Origin of the sequence: Salinisphaera aquimarina (assembly GCF_042643355.1) — a bacterium.
Classification (GTDB): Bacteria; Pseudomonadota; Gammaproteobacteria; order Nevskiales; family Salinisphaeraceae; genus Salinisphaera; species Salinisphaera aquimarina.
In genome coordinates, this window is sequence record NZ_JBHRSS010000003.1 from 1 (window position 1) to 16,061 (window position 16,061).

Genomic DNA, 16,061 nt, shown 5'->3' on the forward strand with positions numbered 1-16,061 from the left:
AAGGATGCCGGCACGATCGTGGCGATCAACAAGGACGAAGAAGCCCCGATCTTCGAGGTCGCCGATATCGGACTGGTCGGCGATCTGTTCAAGATCATTCCGGAGTTGGAAGCTGCGGTCAGCTGATCTCAGCGGCGGCCGGCAGTCGCTCCGGCGGTGCAACCAACCAAATGCACCGCCGGAGCACTGCCCCTACCTCGAACTTCCCTATATAGAACTGATCGGTTCTTTGCCTCGCATCGGCCGGTCGCGGCGGGTAGCCCAAGCTGCATGCGATACAACGGCACAGCCGCTTGCAATGCGTAGACTCGATCAGCGCCACCCGATTGCGCATATTGATGCTGCGCATAGCTAACAATAGTTACGGCCGGCCATATTCCAGCCGCGCAGCAAGCGAACGCAGGCCTCGGCCTTTCCTTCGACGATTCATGACTGTTATTGACTGGCGCCCTCTGTGTCAGTTCAACAGCATCGTCAGCTCGGGGAATATCGCGACCAACGCTAGCACGAGCGCCATGATGCCGACATAGGGTGCGGCCCCCAGCATGATGCGCTCCAGCGACACATCGCGTACCACGCCCTGCACGATAAACAGATTCAGGCCGACCGGCGGCGTGATCAGCGCCATTTCCATATTGATGATCATGAGCACGCCGAACCAGACAAGATCCCAACCAAAGCCCTGAATGATCGGCACCAGAATAGGCGTCGTGATCACGATGATCGACAGCGTCTCCAGGAAACAGCCAAGAAACAGCAGAAACGCCATGATCGCGACAAGAATCAACCAGGGCGACACGTCCAGGCTGGCGACTGTTGTAGAGATGACCGGTGCCACGGCCGTGGTGGTTGCGACGTAGCCGAACAGCATGGCGGCCACAACAATCAGCAGCACCATGACGCTACTACGAGCGGCCTCCTTGAATATCAGCAGTAGCACGGAGGCGTTGAGCTCCCGATAGACGATGCCCGAGAGCACCAGACTCGTGATCGCCCCCAGCGCTGCGGCTTCCGTGGGCGTTGCCACCCCCATGTAAATGGAACCGAGGATCACCCAGATCAGCAGCGCCATGGGAATAAGCTCGAGCAGCGCGCGCGCACGTTTGCGCAGCGTGATCGGGCCCTGTCTGACGCCATCTGGAATCGGCAGTTCGCCGCGTCGCCGAGCGAGCCACGTCTGATAGGCGATGAACGCACCGGCCATGAGCAGCCCGGGCACGATGGCGGCTATGAACAACTGACGGATTGATTGCTCGGCGATGATTCCGTAGATGATCATGGGAATACTGGGTGGCACCAGGATGCCGAGGGTGCCGCCGGCCGCAACCGCACCACAGGAATCGTCGTCTCGATAGCCCAGACGCCGCATTTCCTTGACCGACAGACTGCCGATGGCGCCAGCGGTCGCCACACTCGAGCCGGACACCGCAGCCATGATCGTGGAGGCAAGTGTCGTCGCGACCAGCAGCGCCCCCGGTATGCCGTGCATCAACACAGCGAGCGCGTTGTAGAGCCTCGACCCCATGCCGGACGCCGAGATGACCGCGCCCATCAATATGAACAGCGGCACCGCCGTCAGCGTGAACTCCATCACGCTGCTGTTTATCGTGGCTGCTACCAGACTCAGTGAAAACAGCCCGCCTTCAACGATCAGCAGCGAACCCAGCGCAACAGTGAACAGTGAAAAAGCTACGGGTACGCCGATGAGGATGAGCCCCAGCAACGTCCCGAACATCGCGATTCCGATCCAGATTTCGACAGGCATCGGCTACCCCATGCCCGGATGTACATACGAGACATCGCGCGGGTAACCCACAATCGTATCGACGACCCTGGTGATTTGAACGATGAGCAGCAAAAGCATTCCGACCGGCAGCGACGCGTAGGGAATCCATAACGGCACGGAGAACAAGCCGGAAGACTGTTCCGAACTCGTCCAGGCCTCCCAGCAATACGCACCCCCCAGCCAAAGCAGCGTAGCGGTAACCAGCAGGATTATGGCGTCGGACAGTAGCCGCAGACACCAGCGGGTACGTTCGCCCAGCCGCCGCGTAACCAGATCGACACGCACATGCGCGTCTTCCTGCAAGCCGTACCCGGCACCGATGAACGCGATGAAAGCCACCAGATAGGTATTCACATCGACCACCCATGACGTGGTCGAGCCCAGAATCTGGCGCATCAGCACGTCATAGGACACCGAAATACCGATAAACAACGCGGCGAGCCCGACGAGGACACCGCTAGCCGTTATCGCGCGGTCAAAAACACGCCGTACCGAATGATCAGGCACGCTGCTCTCCCGTATTTGAACGGCCGGCATGCGCCGGCCGTTCCTGAATGGATCCGAAGTCGGCTATAAAGCTATTGATGCGACTCGATAGCCTTTTCGAGTAGCGCCTTGCCGCCCGGCACATCCTGTTCGAATTTCGGGAACGCCGTCTTGCGAAACAGCTTTCGCCATTTCATCCAGTCGTCCTTGCTGACCTTCTCGACTTTTACGCCGTTGTCAGCGAACAGCTTGGCCACGCGTGCGTCTTCTTTCTTGGCACCCGCGAGCGCCATGGGCTCGACGCTCTTCCCCGCCGCCACCAGGATCTTCTGCTGGTCGGGTGTCAGCTGGTTCCAGGTGCGCATGCTGATCGCGATCGGCTCGATCGTGTAGTAAATTCCGTAGTCTTCAGGCGACGCATAGTAGTCAGAGACCTCGTACATGCGATAAGCGCCGAGTGAACTCGACGAAGTCAGAACGCCACCGAGCAGGCTGCGCTGCATAGCGCCATAGGCGTCCGACGACGGCATCGATACCGTGCTCGCGTCAGCCTGCTGCAGCGCGTATTCCATGAATTTCCCGGCCGCCCGCACCTTCATGCCGCCTACATCGTCGGGGGTGAGGATTGCCTTGGACCCGGAGGCGAAACCGCCACCGATCTGTATCCACGCCAGCGTCTTGAAACCGTAGTCTTCGGCTTTTTTCTCCAGATCCTTCCAGGCTGCACTGTTACGGAACTGATAAACGTCGTCGTGGTTCTCCCACAGGCCCGGCAACAACGTGAGATTCATCTCCGGGATCGCGCCGGCGGCGTAGATATAAGGGTAGATCGCCAGATCCACTGCACCGGCTCGCAGGGCTACATGAGTATCCTTGGCCTTGACCAGCGACTGCGCCGGGAAGAATCGAATCTTGATATCGCCGTTACTGCGCTTTTCGACCTCGTCGGCGAACTTCAAACCCGCGGCGATGACGTAGTCGTCCTTATTCTGCGGCCACTGATGCGCAAGCTTGAGAGTGACCGGCGCAGCGGATGCCACCGGCACCGTCACGCACGCAATAAAAAGCAAGCCAGCAATCGCTAACAACACACGTTTCAACATCTGATTCCTCCAGAGAATCGCACAGGGACCCACGGCTTCGAACGAACCGCTGGAAGGTCCTAATTCAGGCGTTCGGTTTGATCTTCACCGCCACGTTTTTTAGTTGGGTATAGCCTCGGAGCGCTTCGAGACCTTTTTCCCGACCGAAGCCACTCTTGCCGTGGCCGCCAAACGGCAATTCCACACCGCCGCCAGCACCATAGTTGTTGATATAAACCTGACCAACGCGAATCCGATCGGCGAGCCAGAGCGCCTTGTTGATGTTCGTAGTCCAGACGCCGGTGATCAGTCCATATTCGGTATCGTTGGCAATCTGTACCGCCTGTGCCGTGGTTTCGAATTCGATCACCGACAGTACCGGGCCGAATATCTCTTCACGCGCCAGACGGTGATCGCTGGTCAGTCCGTCCAGCACGGTTGGCTCGAAGAAAAAGCCTTTGCTGAGCGCTGCAGACGACGGCGACTTGCCACCGGTACGCACTGTCACACCGTCATTCCGGGCGATTTCCATATAAGCCATGATCGTGTCGAGTTGCTTCTGGGACACGATCGGCCCCACATCCGGATCGTCGATCCCGGCGCCGAGCGTCAGGCCCTCCATCCGTTCGACGACCCGGGCTACAAATTCCTCGTGAATACAGCGCTCGACGAGCAGGCGCGAGCCGGCCGAGCAGGTCTGCCCGGCATTCTGGATGATGGCACGCACTACCCAGTCGGCGGCTTCCTCGAGATCGGCGTCGGCGAACACGATATTCGGCGACTTGCCGCCGAGTTCGAGCGTGACCGGCGTCACGTTTCGAGCAGCGGTCTGCATCACTGTAATGCCGGTAGGCACAGAGCCCGTAAAGGTCACATGATCAACACCCGGATGCCCGGCCAGCGCAGCCCCGACGCGAGCGCCCGTACCCGTCACAATACTGACCAGACCGGCTGAAAGATCCAGCTTTTCGATCAGTTCGGCCACCTTCAGCGCGGTCACCGGCGTCTCGTCAGCCGGCTTGAGCACGACCGCATTGCCTGTGGCCAGCGCCGGCGCGATCCCACGCATGGCAATCTGCAGTGGATAGTTCCAGGGTACGATATGCGCAGTCACGCCGAGCGGCTCGCGCAGGGTGTAGTCGAGCATATCCGGACGTACGGGAATGGTCTCGCCCAGCAGCTTGTCAGCCACCCCGGCATAGTATTCGCAATAGCGCGCGGCGACCTCCACGTCAGCCCGCGATTGGGCCAGCGGCTTGCCTGCGTCCAGCGTCTCCAGACGCGACAGTTCTTCCGCGTTCTCGCGAATGCTCAGCGCGAGACGATTGAGCATGCGGCCGCGCTCGGCGGGCAGCATGTCGGTCCAGGCTGTGGATTCGAACGCCTGCCGGGCTGCGGTGACGGCCCGATCGACATCCTCGGCGGTACCGCTCGGCACCTCGACCAGTGGCTCACGTGTTGCGGGGTCGATGCTCGTCATGACCTCGCCATCCGAACTATCGACCCACTCGCCGCCGACAAACATTTGCATACGCTGCATCGTGTCCAATCCTTTTCCTTTGCAATCACTCACCGCCATGGCGGCGCAGGTATTCGCTAGACCTCGACATAGACGTTGTCGTCTTCGACCCGCACGTTGTAAGTCGCCACACGTCGATCGCTCACGCCGAACAGACATTGGCCGGTTTTCAGGTCGAACTCCCAGCCGTGCCAGGGACACTTGAGCACCTGGTTCTCCATGCCGTAGTTGAGTTCACCGGCCTTGCAGGTGGGAAGCATCGTGCCGCCGACCGTACCGCGCGCCAGTGGCGCACCGCGGTGCGGACACAGGTTCCTGACAGCGAAGAGTTCACCATCGACCTTGAAAATACCGATCGGACGACCCTTGACCTCGGTAATCAGCGCTTCGTCATCGGGAATATCGGAAATATGGGCAACACGATGTTCAGTGGCTGCCATGTCATGCCACCGCCATTTCGCCGAGCCCGAACAGTTCGGCCGCGTTGTCGTAGAAGATACGGCGCTTCATGTCGGCCGGAATACGGCGGAACGTGTGCTTGGGCGAATCCGTATCCCAGTGTGGGTAGTCGGTGCTGAACACGATCGTGCGTTCGGCGTGCACCATCTCTAGTATCTGCAACAGATACTCTTCCTTTTCCGGTTCCTCGGCGGGCTGACTGGTAAAGCGCACCTGATCGAGAATGTACTCACTCGGCTCCTTCTCCAGCCAGGGCACCTCACGACGGAACTCGCGCCAGTTCTGATTCACCCGCCAAAGCATATGGGGCACCCAGCTGTAGCCGAATTCGGCCGCAAGTATCTTAAGCTTGGGAAAACGCACGAACACGCCTTCGAAAAGCATGCTGGCGATGCTGCCCATGGCTATTTCCGGAAAAACCGTGTGCCGCTCGATATAAGTCGTCGGGTAGCCACCGGCGAAACTCAGACTGGACTGGAAGCCGCCTTCCGTACCCGTCGGGTGGATCAGGATCGGCAGGCCGAGTTCTTCGGCTGCCTCGTAGATCGGGTAATAGTGACGGTTGCCCATCAGGATATTGAGTAGCGGCAGGAACACGGCAACGATGCCTTCTTCACCACCGATACGCCGGATCTCTTCCGCTGCGGCCTGGGGATCGTGCGGGGCCACGCACATGGCGAGCCGATAGCGCGGATCGACCGTCAGCCATTGATCACGAAAATAATCGTTGAACGCACGCGCCAGGACCACCGCTTCGCCGGTGTTCGGCAACGCCACGAGCTTGCCTGCCTGAATAGAAGACATGATCGCGTAGTCGATGTTGTTCGGATCCAGGTGGTCCTGCTGCATGAACACCGGGTCGGAACCGCCTGCGCCGCCACTGGGCGGACGGGCATCCCGGCGGATCGATGTCGCGCCGGCCAGCGGCGGACGCAGCGGGTGGTCGGGCAGGGTCGAGCGCTTACCTTCAAAACGCTTTTGCCAACCGCGACTCAAATAAGGCATCAGCCCCTCGATATCGCCGTTGATCCAGGGGTGTACGTCGGAATCGATGATTCCAGTAGTCGCGTCGTCTTTACTCATGAAGTCCTCCTGTTCGCTTGGACCATCGGCCCGGCCGCTCACGCGGCCACAGGCGTATCAACTTGAAGTCCGGGGACCGAATCTCTGCCCCAATTGGACGGCCACTCGGTCGATTTTATATCCGCTATGCAGCCAGCGTACCGTCATGCTACGGTTTGTCAACCGAACACCGTATACCGTCTACATAAGTCAAATGGTCGGCGTAAAGGTCGCCAATGGCGGCACTGTGCAGCGCTAAATCACGAGCCAAACAACCAAACGGGCAATAAAATGAATGTTGGATTGATCGGACTGGGCAATATCGGCGCCTCGCTGTGTCGCCATCTCATCGCAAGCGAACACGACGTCACTATCTTCGACGTGAACGCCGACGCGATGGCCGCGTTCAGTGACAGCAGTGCGCGTGTAGCGACCTCGACCCAAGGGCTAGCGCAGGCCGTCGACGTGGTCCTGCTCTCACTGCCCAACTCGGATATTGTCGAAAAGGTGGTGCTCGGTAAAGACGGCCTAGCCAGCGGCCTGGCAGTCGGCAAGGTGGTGATCGACATGTCGAGTTCGCGGCCCGCCTCCACGCGGGACATCGCACAGCGCCTGGCCACCGACGGCATTCATATGCTCGATGCACCCGTCAGTGGCGGGACGATGCGCGCCGCCGAGGGCACGCTGACCATGATTGTTGGCGGCGAGGACGCGGTGTTCGAGCGCTGTGAAACACTGCTGAAAATTTTCGGCAGCCAGATCATTCACGTCGGACCCAGCGGCTCCGGTCATCTGGCCAAGGCGATCAACAATCTGCTGTCCGCGACCACGCTCGCCAGCGCGTGCGAAGCCGTTCAGTTGGGCGCCAAGGCCGGTCTGGAACCCGAGAAACTCATCGAAGTGATCAACGCCAGCAGTGGCCGCAGCGTATCCACCGAGGTGAAGTTCCCGCGCTATATTCTCAACCGCAGCTTCGACGACGGCTTCGCCATAAGCCTGATGGACAAGGATGCCCGCATCGCGCTGGAAACGGCACAGGAACTGGGGTTCGATACGCCGATCGGATCGACCGTCGGCTCCCTGTGGCAACAGGCTGTCGAAGCCGGATTCGGCGGCCGCAATCACACCGCAATCTACGAATATCTGGAAACACGCCACGACTAGCAGGCGCTCGGGCCATCAGCCGCGCTATCAGTCACGCTTTTTCAAACCGCAGACAGGGAATTTTCCATGGCGACACAGGACGAAAAACAGGCCTACATCGACGAAATGGCTCGCAAGCGCGGATACGTGCTCCAGTACCACAAGGTCATGGCGGCTCAGGATTACGAGGTGCTCCAGGCCGCCAACGGCCTGGTGAACGCGGCCTATCTCAAGCAGCGCACGCTCGACGCCAAGACCAAGGAGCTGATCTTCATCGTCAGCCTTACCGTCATGCGCGCACGCAAGGCGCATATCCAGGCACATATAAAGGTCGCGCTGGATCTCGGTCTGTCCAAGGAAGAAATTCTCGAGGCGATCGAAATAAGTCTGCCTGAAGCCGGCGTGGTCGCCTTCCAGGAAGGCTTCGAAGCCTGGCTCGAAGTCACCGGCGCCGAGGGCATAGAACCCACGGTCGACGTGCATCAATAGCACCACCGGCCGTTGAACCCGGCGCTTGCCCTACATCGCCAGCGCGGCCGCTCGATATCGAGAACCATGATCCAACGCATAGTGATAATCGGCGCCGGCCAGGCCGGCGCCTCAGCGGCGTTCAAGCTTCGAGCACTGGGCTACGAAGGAGAACTCACCCTTGTGGGCGAGGAAGACACCCTTCCCTACCAGCGCCCACCGCTGTCGAAGAAATATCTGACGGGTGCCGTCGAGGCCGCACGGCTGCATCTAAAGCCTGAAGCCGTGTATCGAGACAAAGCCATCGCGCTGCAGCTCGGCTGCCGCGTGACCGCGATCGACGCTAAGACCAGTCGGGTAACCCTCGACGATACCCAGGCCCTCGAATATGACCGGCTGATACTTGCCACGGGCGCAACACCCAACGAACTGCCCGCTTCGCTCGGCGGCGGCTTGGATAACGTCTATTCGTTCCGAACCCTTGCGCATGCGGCCGCCCTGCAGTCCGACTTCTGCGCGGGTCGAAAACTCCTTGTCGTCGGCGGGGGATATATTGGCCTCGAGATTGCTGCTGTTGCTGTGCAATGCAACCTGAATGTCGAGATTGTCGAAAAGGCGCCGCGTATTCTGCAGCGCGTGGCCTCACAGGAAACCGCGGACCACTTTCGTGCACTCCATCAATCGCACGGCGTGGTCATCCACGAAAACGCCGGCCTTGCCAGCATCCGCTCCAATAAGAACCGCATCACGGGCGTCACTCTGGATAACGGCCATGAAATCGAGGCCGACGTCCTGGTAGCAGGTATTGGGATCCGACCCAATAGCGCGCTCGCGGAAATGGCGGGCCTCACCGTAGACGACGGCATCGTGGTCGATGCATTCGGCCAGACCTCCGATCCGGCGATCTTCGCCGCTGGCGATTGCACCCGGTTCCCCTACGGCGAACGCGTGATTCGCCTGGAGTCGGTACAGAACGCAATAGAGCAGGCCGAACATGTGGCCGGGCATATTCTAGGAGACGACAGACCCTACCAGCCCGTGCCCTGGTTCTGGTCCGACCAATATCAGACCAAACTGCAGATTGCCGGTCTCAACCATGGCTTCGACCATGTGATCCGGAGACCGGGCGCGCGCACCGGTGAATCGATCTGGTATTACCGCGATACCGAATTCCTAGCCGTCGACGCGATCGATGACCCCAAGGCGTTCATGCTCGGCAAACAGTGGCTCAAGCAGGGCGTTCAGCCCGACAGGACCCGATTGGACGACCCCGCCGTCGACCTCAAGACGCTGGCAATCCGCTAGCTGCACCCATCTCACATCTCTACGACAAGCAAGGATTCCAACCCATGCCCAGCATCACTTATATCCAGCCGGGGGGCACCCACGTGGTAATCGATGTGCCGGTCGGGCAAACCGTCATGGAAGGCGCGGTCCAGAACGATGTCAACGGAATCGTGGCCGAATGCGGCGGCGCCTGTTCGTGCGCGACCTGCCACGCCTATATCGATAAATCCTGGTGGCCGACCATTGGCGAGCCCGACGAGCTGGAACTCGACATGCTCGAATTCGCGTACGAGACACGGGACGACTCGCGTTTGACCTGCCAAGTCGTGGTTCACGAGTCATTCGACGGGCTGCAGATTCGCATTCCCAGCGAACAGGTCTAGTACGGGCGCTGAAACATTCATGCCGTCCTTCTATAATCGATATTGCGGCAAACTCCGCCTTCTATTAATAAAGGATAAAAGATGCGCATTTTGGAGAACGTAGAAGAGTTGCAATCGCTGGTCGGCGAAGAGATCGGCACCAGCAACTGGATGGCGATCGACCAGGAGCGGGTCAACCTGTTTGCCGATGCCACCGACGATCATCAGTGGATCCACGTCGATATCGAGCGGGCGAAGAAGGAATCACCGTTTGGTGGCCCGGTCGCCCACGGCTTTCTGACCCTGTCGCTGCTGCCGCCGCTGGTCAACGATATATTCAAGGTCGAGGGCGTGACGACACGGGTGAACTACGGTCTCAACAAGGTCCGCTTCGTTGCGCCCGTTCTGGTCGGCTCGCGTGTACGTGCGCGGGTGACGCTCAAGTCGGTGGAACCACGCGGCGAAGGCCGTTACATGATCTGCAACGAGATCGCGATCGAGATCGAAGGCCAGGACAAACCGGCCTGTCTGGCCCAGGGTCTGACGCTCTATATTCTGTAAGCTATCCGGCTTGGCGGCCGCGCACCGCGGATCGCGCACCCCTGCACTTCATGGAGAGTCGGATGAGCACACTGGAAATGCAAAGCGGCCACGTCCGCGCCGTGGTGGAAAACGCCCTGCTGCACGTGACCCTGGATCGGGCCGACAAGCGTAATGCGCTGACCGGGGCGATGTATCAGGACCTGACTCGCAGCGCGGAGCACGCCGGCGAGAACGATGATATTCGCGCCCTGCTCATCGACGCCGAAGGCGACATGTTCTGTGCCGGCAACGATATCGCCGACTTCGCCGGCGCCAGCGCCGAAACCCGCGAAGCCGGCAGCGCCGGACCCGCGCTGACCTTCATCAAGGCCCTGATGGCGCTGGACAAGCCGATCGTGATCGCGGTGCAGGGCCAGGCCACGGGTATCGGCACCACGATGCTGCTGCATGCGGACCTCGTCGTGGCCGCGGAAAGTGCGCGCTTCTTCACTGCCTTTGTCGATCTGGCACTGGTGCCGGAAGCGGGTTCCAGCCTGATCCTGCCGGCGTTGATCGGGCGCCAGAATGCGGCACGCCTGCTGCTCGCCGGTGATGTCTTAACGGCCGAGGAAGCGTTGCGCATGGGGCTGATCGCCTACTGCGTACCCGATGCCGAACTGGCCGAGCGCGCCGGCGCTCTGGCGGAAAAACTCTGCGCCAAGTCACCTACATCGGTGCGCTATACCAAACAGCTCATTCGGCACGGCCTGGGCAGTGACGATGTGCATGGCCAGATGGATCGCGAAGCCGAACTGTTCGGCGAGCGACTGTTTTCCGACGAGGTCAAGGCGATCATGGAGAAGTTCCTGAGCAAGCGACGCGCTTGATCCGGGCCGCTAATCGCTAGAGCGTGTTGCCTTCGGCCGCGCGCATAACAACGCTGCCGCCGCTCAGAGCTGCCCGGCAAACCGCCTTGAAACACGGCGTGCCGGGCGCGCGCGTCCGGTTCAACCGGCTAGACGTGCCTTGGCCGCGTCGTACTCGCTTGCGAGCTGATTCACGATATCGCGCGTCGGACGCACGTCATCGATGTTGCCTACACCCTGACCCGCGCCCCAGATATCCTTCCAGGCCTTCTTCTTTTCTTCGCGATCGGTGCCGAAGGTCATCGCGTCCTTGCCCGACTCGGGCAACGCATCCGGGTCCATGCCGACGTTTTCGATCGAGCCGCGTAGATAGTTGCCGTGCACGCCGGTGAACAGATTGGTATAGACCACGTCCTTGGCGCTGGAACTCGTCACCATCTCCTTGTAGGCCGGCGCGGCGTTGGCTTCGTTGCTGGCGATAAAGCGCGAGCCCATGTAGGCGAAATCCGCGCCCATCGCCTGTGCCGCCAGCACGTGCTCACCGCGGGTGATCGCGCCCGAGAGAATCAGCGGCCCATCCCAGAAACGACGAATCTCGGAAACGAGGGCAAACGGGCTGAGCGTACCGGCGTGGCCGCCGGCCCCGGCACAGACCACGATCAGGCCATCCACGCCGGCCTCGATGGCCTTCTCGGCGTGGCGCACGCTGATGACGTCGTGAAATACCTTGCCGCCATAGTCGCGCGCGACCTCGATCGCCGGGTGCGGCGGGCGCAGGCTGGTGATCATGATCGGCACTCGATAGTCCGCACAGACCTTCAGATCCTGATCCAGACGATCATTGGAACCATGCACGATCTGGTTGACCGCAAACGGGGCGATCTTGGCCTGCGGATTGGCCTCGCGTTCGGCCGCAAGCGTGTCCGTGATCTGCTCGAGCCAGACCGGCAGTTCGCTCGCCGGGCGCGCATTCAGCGCCGGAAACGACCCGATGACGCCGCTCATGCACTGCGCAATCACGAGATCCGGATTGGACAGAATGAACAATGGGGCCCCGATGACGGGCAGGCGCATCTGCGCGGTGAGCTCCTCGACCAGCGACATGGCATTTCCTTTTTTCTTTAATAAGGGAATGGAAGGCGGCAGCCCTCGGGCTACCGACCAAGCCGCCCAAACTAGCAAATCCCGCTATTTTTTGGAATCGCGTTTTGCATTCTTGCGTCGCGCCGCCACGCACCCCGGGCAATCTCCAGGTTTGTCGTTTTCCGCGCGCCAAACCCACGCGTCCGAGCACCGATATCGTCAGCTTGACGGGCGTAGAGCGGCTTCACATACTGCCCTTCGTATTTTTTTGAAAACCCATTCCAAAAAAAAATGTGTCGGTGACCGGCGAGGTCAATCGCGACACAGGCCGCACACCGAATAATTCAAGCACTCTCGAGGAGTTCCCATGCGTCAAGCCGTCATCGTATCCACCGCCCGCACGCCCATCGGCAAAGCCTATCGCGGCGCCTTCAACAACACCCAGGGCCAGGCGCTCGGTGGCCACGCCATTGCCGAGGCCGTCAAGCGCGCCCGGCTCGAAGGCGAACACGTCGACGACGTGATCATGGGTGCGGCCCTGCAGCAGGGCTCCACCGGCCAGAACGTTGCCCGCCAGTGCGCGCTGCGCGCCGGCCTGCCGACTTCCGTGCCCGGCATGACCCTCGACCGCCAGTGTGCATCGGGCCTGATGGGCATCGCCACCGCCGCCAAGCAGATCATCACCGACCGCATGGATGTCGTCGTCGGTGGCGGTCTGGAATCGGTCTCGCTGGTGCAGAACGAACATCAGAACACGTTCCGCGCGCGCGATCCGTGGCTGGTCGAAAACCAGCCGGACATCTATATGTCGATGCTGGAGACCGCCGAGGTCGTGGCCGCCCGCTACAACATCTCGCGTGACGCCCAGGACGAATACGCCTATCAGTCGCAGATGCGGACCGCCGCGGCCCAGGAAGCCGGTCGCTTCAACGACGAAATCGTACCGCTGACCACGATCAAGAAAGTCCAGGACAAGGAAACCGGCGAGATCAGCGAGCAGGAAGTCACCCTCGACAAGGACGAAGGCAATCGCCCCAGCACCACGCTCGAAGGCCTGCAGGGACTCAAGCCGGTGTTCAAGAACGGCCAGGAGATCCAGGAAGGCCGGTTCATCACCGCCGGCAACGCCTCGCAGCTGTCCGACGGCGCCTCCGCCAGCGTGCTCATGGAAGCCAAGGAAGCCGGGCGGCGCGGCCTGCAACCGCTGGGCGCCTATCTGGGTATGGCCGTGGCCGGCTGCGACCCCGACGAGATGGGCATCGGCCCGGTCTTCGCCGTTCCCAAGCTGCTCAAGCGCTTCAATCTCAAGATCGAGGATATCGGCCTGTGGGAACTCAACGAAGCCTTCGCCAGCCAGTGCCTGTATTGCCGCGACGAGCTCGGTATTGACCCGGAACTTTACAACGTCAACGGCGGCTCGATCGCCATCGGCCATCCCTACGGCATGTCCGGTGCCCGCATGACCGGGCACGCGCTCATCGAAGGCAAGCGCCGCGGCGCCAAGTACGTGGTCGTGACCATGTGTGTCGGCGGCGGTATCGGTGCGGCCGGGCTGTTCGAGGTGTTCTAGACACCGGCCGCCACGGCGGACTGTTCAAGGCGTGCCGGCTTCCGGCACGCCTTTTTTGTACTTGTCACCACGGCCGAAGGGTTTCGCTCGCTTACGACACGTTGCTCTGCGCCCTGAAATGCGCGACGCCTTCGATCACGCCGCGGGCATGGCTGGTCCGCGCGAAATAAGCGTGTTCGAGCCCCGGGCCGGTGGCCAGCTCGTCGCGATGGTTGGCCACCACGATCGCGCAGGGCGAGGCCGCCAGCATGTCGCGATCGTTGCCCGAATCGCCGGCCACGTAGACCTGCCCGATCGCGATGTCTTCGCGCTTGGCCAGCCATGCCACCGCGGTCCCTTTCGAGGCCCGCGCCGGCAGGATGTCCACACAGCGATCGTGGCTGTGGATCACCGTCGCCGCCAGACCGCGATCGGCGAGCAGGCCACGCAAGCGATCGGCGATATCGATACCCGGCGCGCACAGATAGCTGATCTTGTGTACACGCTGTTCGAGCGCGGCCTGCGGCACCAGTTCGGGCACGCCCGCCAGCGCATCGACGATCGCGGCGCGCGACCAGTCGTGGTCGATATGCCGCTGCCAGGCCTGGTCTCTCTCATAGGTCACCCCGTCGGCGGCGAGGCAATGGATCTCCGCACCGACCGAGCTGATCAGCACATCCGGCCAGTCGATACCGGCCTGCTCGAGAATCAGCAGCGCGCTATGGAAACTGCGGCCGGTGGCCACCCCGAAGGCCATATGCGTCTGCCCGGGCAGCCAGCTGTTGAAGGCATCAACGCCGCGCGGGCAGCCCACCAGGGTGCCGTCGATATCGCAGAGCAGCAGCACGCCCGCGGTATCCAGACCGCAGCGCCGGCCGGCGTGGTCGCGCCGCCCGGCCGGTGCTCGGCCGAGCAGCCGCGCGAGCAGGCGGTGGTAATAGGCGACATGACGCTGCCAGTCGAACAGCCCGATCGCTGCCCGCCCGCTGGACTGGCATTGCGCCCAGCGCGCCGGATCGTCGAGCAGCGTCAGCGCCGCGTGCGCGATCGCATCGGTACAACACGGATTGACCAGCAGCCCGTTGTGGCACTGCTCGATGATGTCGTTGGGCCCGCCGCTGTCGGTGGCGATCACCGGCAGCCCCGCAGCCGCGGCCTCCAGCAGTGTCAGCCCGAAAGGCTCGTTGAAGGCGACATTGGCAAACAGCCCGCCGCGCTCCCGGGCCCAGGCATAGACCGCAGGCACATCAGCCATGCGGTGCTGCTTGGGATAGGCCACGCGGCCGTAGAGATCGTAGTGATCGATAAGCTGCAGCATTTCGCGCAGGTTGTCGGCGATCTCCGGCTCGAGCGTGTCCAGCGACTGGCGCCCGCCAGCCAGAATCACGAGATTGGCGCGTGCCTGCAGCGCCGGCGATTCGCCGTAGGCGCGGATCAGGCTGGCCAGGTTCTTGCGCGTGACCGGGCGTGCGATCGCGAGCAGCGCGGGCTTGTCCGGGTCGCTCAGAAAACGCGCCAGCATCTGCTGGACCTGCGCCGTGGACTGCGCCTGCGCGAACACCTGCAGATCGCTGGCCGGACGGATCACGCGAATAGCACCCGGCCGGTAGTCGGGATAGTCGGCGTACTGGAGCTCGGCCTCGTCGCGTGAGCTGGCGACGATCAGCCCGGCCTCGCCCAGGGCGGTGTTCTCGAACCCGATCCGGCGAGCGAGCGCAGCAGGCAGATCGGCCCTGTCCGCTTCGCTGTCCGGTGTCGCCCTGCCATAACGCGCCTTGGCCATCCCCAGCGAGTGGGCCGTGAACACGAACGGCAGGCCGCGGCGCGCCTTGACGCTGGCCGCCACCTCGGCGGCATCGGCGTAGTGGGCATGCAGAACGTCCGGCGCGCGTTCGAGTCCGTCGATATAATCGACCAGCGCATCGCTGAACGCCGGCAGCTGGTCCCAGAGTTCTTCCTTGGCGCGATAGCCCGGATCCGGGGTCGGCAGGCGCACGATGCGCACCTTGGGGTTGAGATATTCGCAGGCCTGGCGATAGTCGCCCTCGCTGAAATCCGCGTCGAAGGCGCGGGTGACGATATCGATACGCTCGACATCGTGATCCCGGGCCGAGGCCTGGGCGAGTTCGAGCAGGTAACGTATATGCCCACCGGTATCGGCGGTGATGCCGTACTCGACATCGTGCGCGCGCAGGCAGCCCTGGATGGCGATGTGCATGATGAACATGGGTGCTTTCTTCCTGTGCCGCCGTGAACCGAAACCGTTACATGACCCCATCCGGCCCACCGGGCCGCGACCGGGTTTCATCGACGCGTCTGTGTCTGGCGGCTCGCGAACACCGCCAGACTCGGCCCCTGCGTAACGCCGACGCGCGAACGCGCCAACG

General features: G+C 61.8%; 15 protein-coding genes and 1 pseudogene. 8 read left to right on the top strand and 8 right to left on the bottom strand.

Features of this window, described 5'->3' with window-relative positions; genetic code table 11:
- A pseudogene (locus ACFOSU_RS03615) lies at positions 1–126 on the top strand (electron transfer flavoprotein subunit alpha/FixB family protein); the annotation flags it as partial.
- 331 nt (positions 127–457) lie between these two features.
- On the opposite strand, the gene ACFOSU_RS03620 reads toward ACFOSU_RS03615, so the two are convergent.
- The 6 genes from ACFOSU_RS03620 to ACFOSU_RS03645 all read right to left on the bottom strand — a co-directional run bounded on the left by ACFOSU_RS03620 (position 458) and on the right by ACFOSU_RS03645 (position 6,415).
- On the bottom strand, positions 458–1,765 hold the full coding sequence (locus tag ACFOSU_RS03620) for a TRAP transporter large permease (protein ID WP_380686538.1): 1,308 nt from the start codon (positions 1,763–1,765) through the stop codon (positions 458–460).
- A gap of 3 nt (positions 1,766–1,768) precedes the next feature.
- Positions 1,769–2,293, bottom strand: coding sequence for a TRAP transporter small permease subunit (locus ACFOSU_RS03625; protein ID WP_380686540.1), 525 nt, complete (start codon positions 2,291–2,293; stop codon positions 1,769–1,771).
- Positions 2,294–2,364: 71 nt separating this feature from the next.
- On the bottom strand, positions 2,365–3,342 hold the full coding sequence (gene dctP / locus ACFOSU_RS03630; protein ID WP_380686542.1) for a TRAP transporter substrate-binding protein DctP: 978 nt from the start codon (positions 3,340–3,342) through the stop codon (positions 2,365–2,367).
- Between the two features lie 97 nt (positions 3,343–3,439).
- A complete protein-coding gene (locus ACFOSU_RS03635; RefSeq protein WP_380686544.1) occupies positions 3,440–4,894 on the bottom strand; it encodes an aldehyde dehydrogenase family protein in 1,455 nt (484 codons plus the stop codon).
- A gap of 56 nt (positions 4,895–4,950) precedes the next feature.
- A complete protein-coding gene (locus tag ACFOSU_RS03640; RefSeq protein WP_380686546.1) occupies positions 4,951–5,313 on the bottom strand; it encodes a Rieske (2Fe-2S) protein in 363 nt (120 codons plus the stop codon).
- Position 5,314: 1 nt separating this feature from the next.
- A complete protein-coding gene (locus ACFOSU_RS03645; protein ID WP_380686548.1) occupies positions 5,315–6,415 on the bottom strand; it encodes an amidohydrolase family protein in 1,101 nt (366 codons plus the stop codon).
- A gap of 126 nt (positions 6,416–6,541) precedes the next feature.
- Between ACFOSU_RS03645 and ACFOSU_RS03650 the strand changes: the two genes are divergently transcribed.
- From ACFOSU_RS03650 to ACFOSU_RS03675, 6 genes are all read left to right on the top strand, one after another.
- The gene (locus ACFOSU_RS03650; protein ID WP_380686550.1) at positions 6,542–7,558 is read left to right on the top strand and encodes an NAD(P)-dependent oxidoreductase; all 1,017 of its coding nucleotides are present in this window, start codon (positions 6,542–6,544) and stop codon (positions 7,556–7,558) included.
- A 66-nt stretch (positions 7,559–7,624) separates the two neighbouring features.
- On the top strand, positions 7,625–8,026 hold the full coding sequence (locus ACFOSU_RS03655) for a carboxymuconolactone decarboxylase family protein (protein WP_380686552.1): 402 nt from the start codon (positions 7,625–7,627) through the stop codon (positions 8,024–8,026).
- Between the two features lie 66 nt (positions 8,027–8,092).
- Complete coding sequence (locus tag ACFOSU_RS03660; RefSeq protein WP_380686554.1) at positions 8,093–9,310, top strand: NAD(P)/FAD-dependent oxidoreductase; 1,218 nt, start codon at positions 8,093–8,095, stop codon at positions 9,308–9,310.
- Positions 9,311–9,354: 44 nt separating this feature from the next.
- Positions 9,355–9,675 (top strand): 2Fe-2S iron-sulfur cluster-binding protein, encoded by a 321-nt coding sequence (locus ACFOSU_RS03665; protein ID WP_380686556.1) that lies wholly within the window; start codon positions 9,355–9,357, stop codon positions 9,673–9,675.
- Positions 9,676–9,756: 81 nt separating this feature from the next.
- Positions 9,757–10,215, top strand: a complete 459-nt coding sequence (locus tag ACFOSU_RS03670; RefSeq protein ID WP_380686558.1) for a MaoC family dehydratase — start codon at positions 9,757–9,759, stop codon at positions 10,213–10,215.
- A gap of 62 nt (positions 10,216–10,277) precedes the next feature.
- On the top strand, positions 10,278–11,063 hold the full coding sequence (locus tag ACFOSU_RS03675; RefSeq protein WP_380686560.1) for an enoyl-CoA hydratase-related protein: 786 nt from the start codon (positions 10,278–10,280) through the stop codon (positions 11,061–11,063).
- 120 nt (positions 11,064–11,183) lie between these two features.
- Here the strand turns inward: ACFOSU_RS03675 and ACFOSU_RS03680 are convergent, their stop codons facing one another.
- Complete coding sequence (locus tag ACFOSU_RS03680; RefSeq protein ID WP_380686562.1) at positions 11,184–12,146, bottom strand: NAD(P)H-dependent flavin oxidoreductase; 963 nt, start codon at positions 12,144–12,146, stop codon at positions 11,184–11,186.
- Between the two features lie 346 nt (positions 12,147–12,492).
- On the opposite strand from ACFOSU_RS03680, the gene ACFOSU_RS03685 reads away from it, so the two are divergent.
- Positions 12,493–13,695 carry an acetyl-CoA C-acyltransferase gene (locus ACFOSU_RS03685; RefSeq protein WP_380686565.1) on the top strand — a complete coding sequence of 401 codons (1,203 nt, stop codon included), beginning with the start codon at positions 12,493–12,495 and terminating at the stop codon, positions 13,693–13,695.
- A 91-nt stretch (positions 13,696–13,786) separates the two neighbouring features.
- On the opposite strand, the gene ACFOSU_RS03690 is transcribed toward ACFOSU_RS03685, so the two are convergent.
- Positions 13,787–15,901: an HAD-IIB family hydrolase gene (locus tag ACFOSU_RS03690; RefSeq protein WP_380686567.1), complete on the bottom strand. Its 2,115-nt coding sequence runs from the start codon at positions 15,899–15,901 to the stop codon at positions 13,787–13,789.
- Positions 15,902–16,061: the final 160 nt, after the last annotated feature.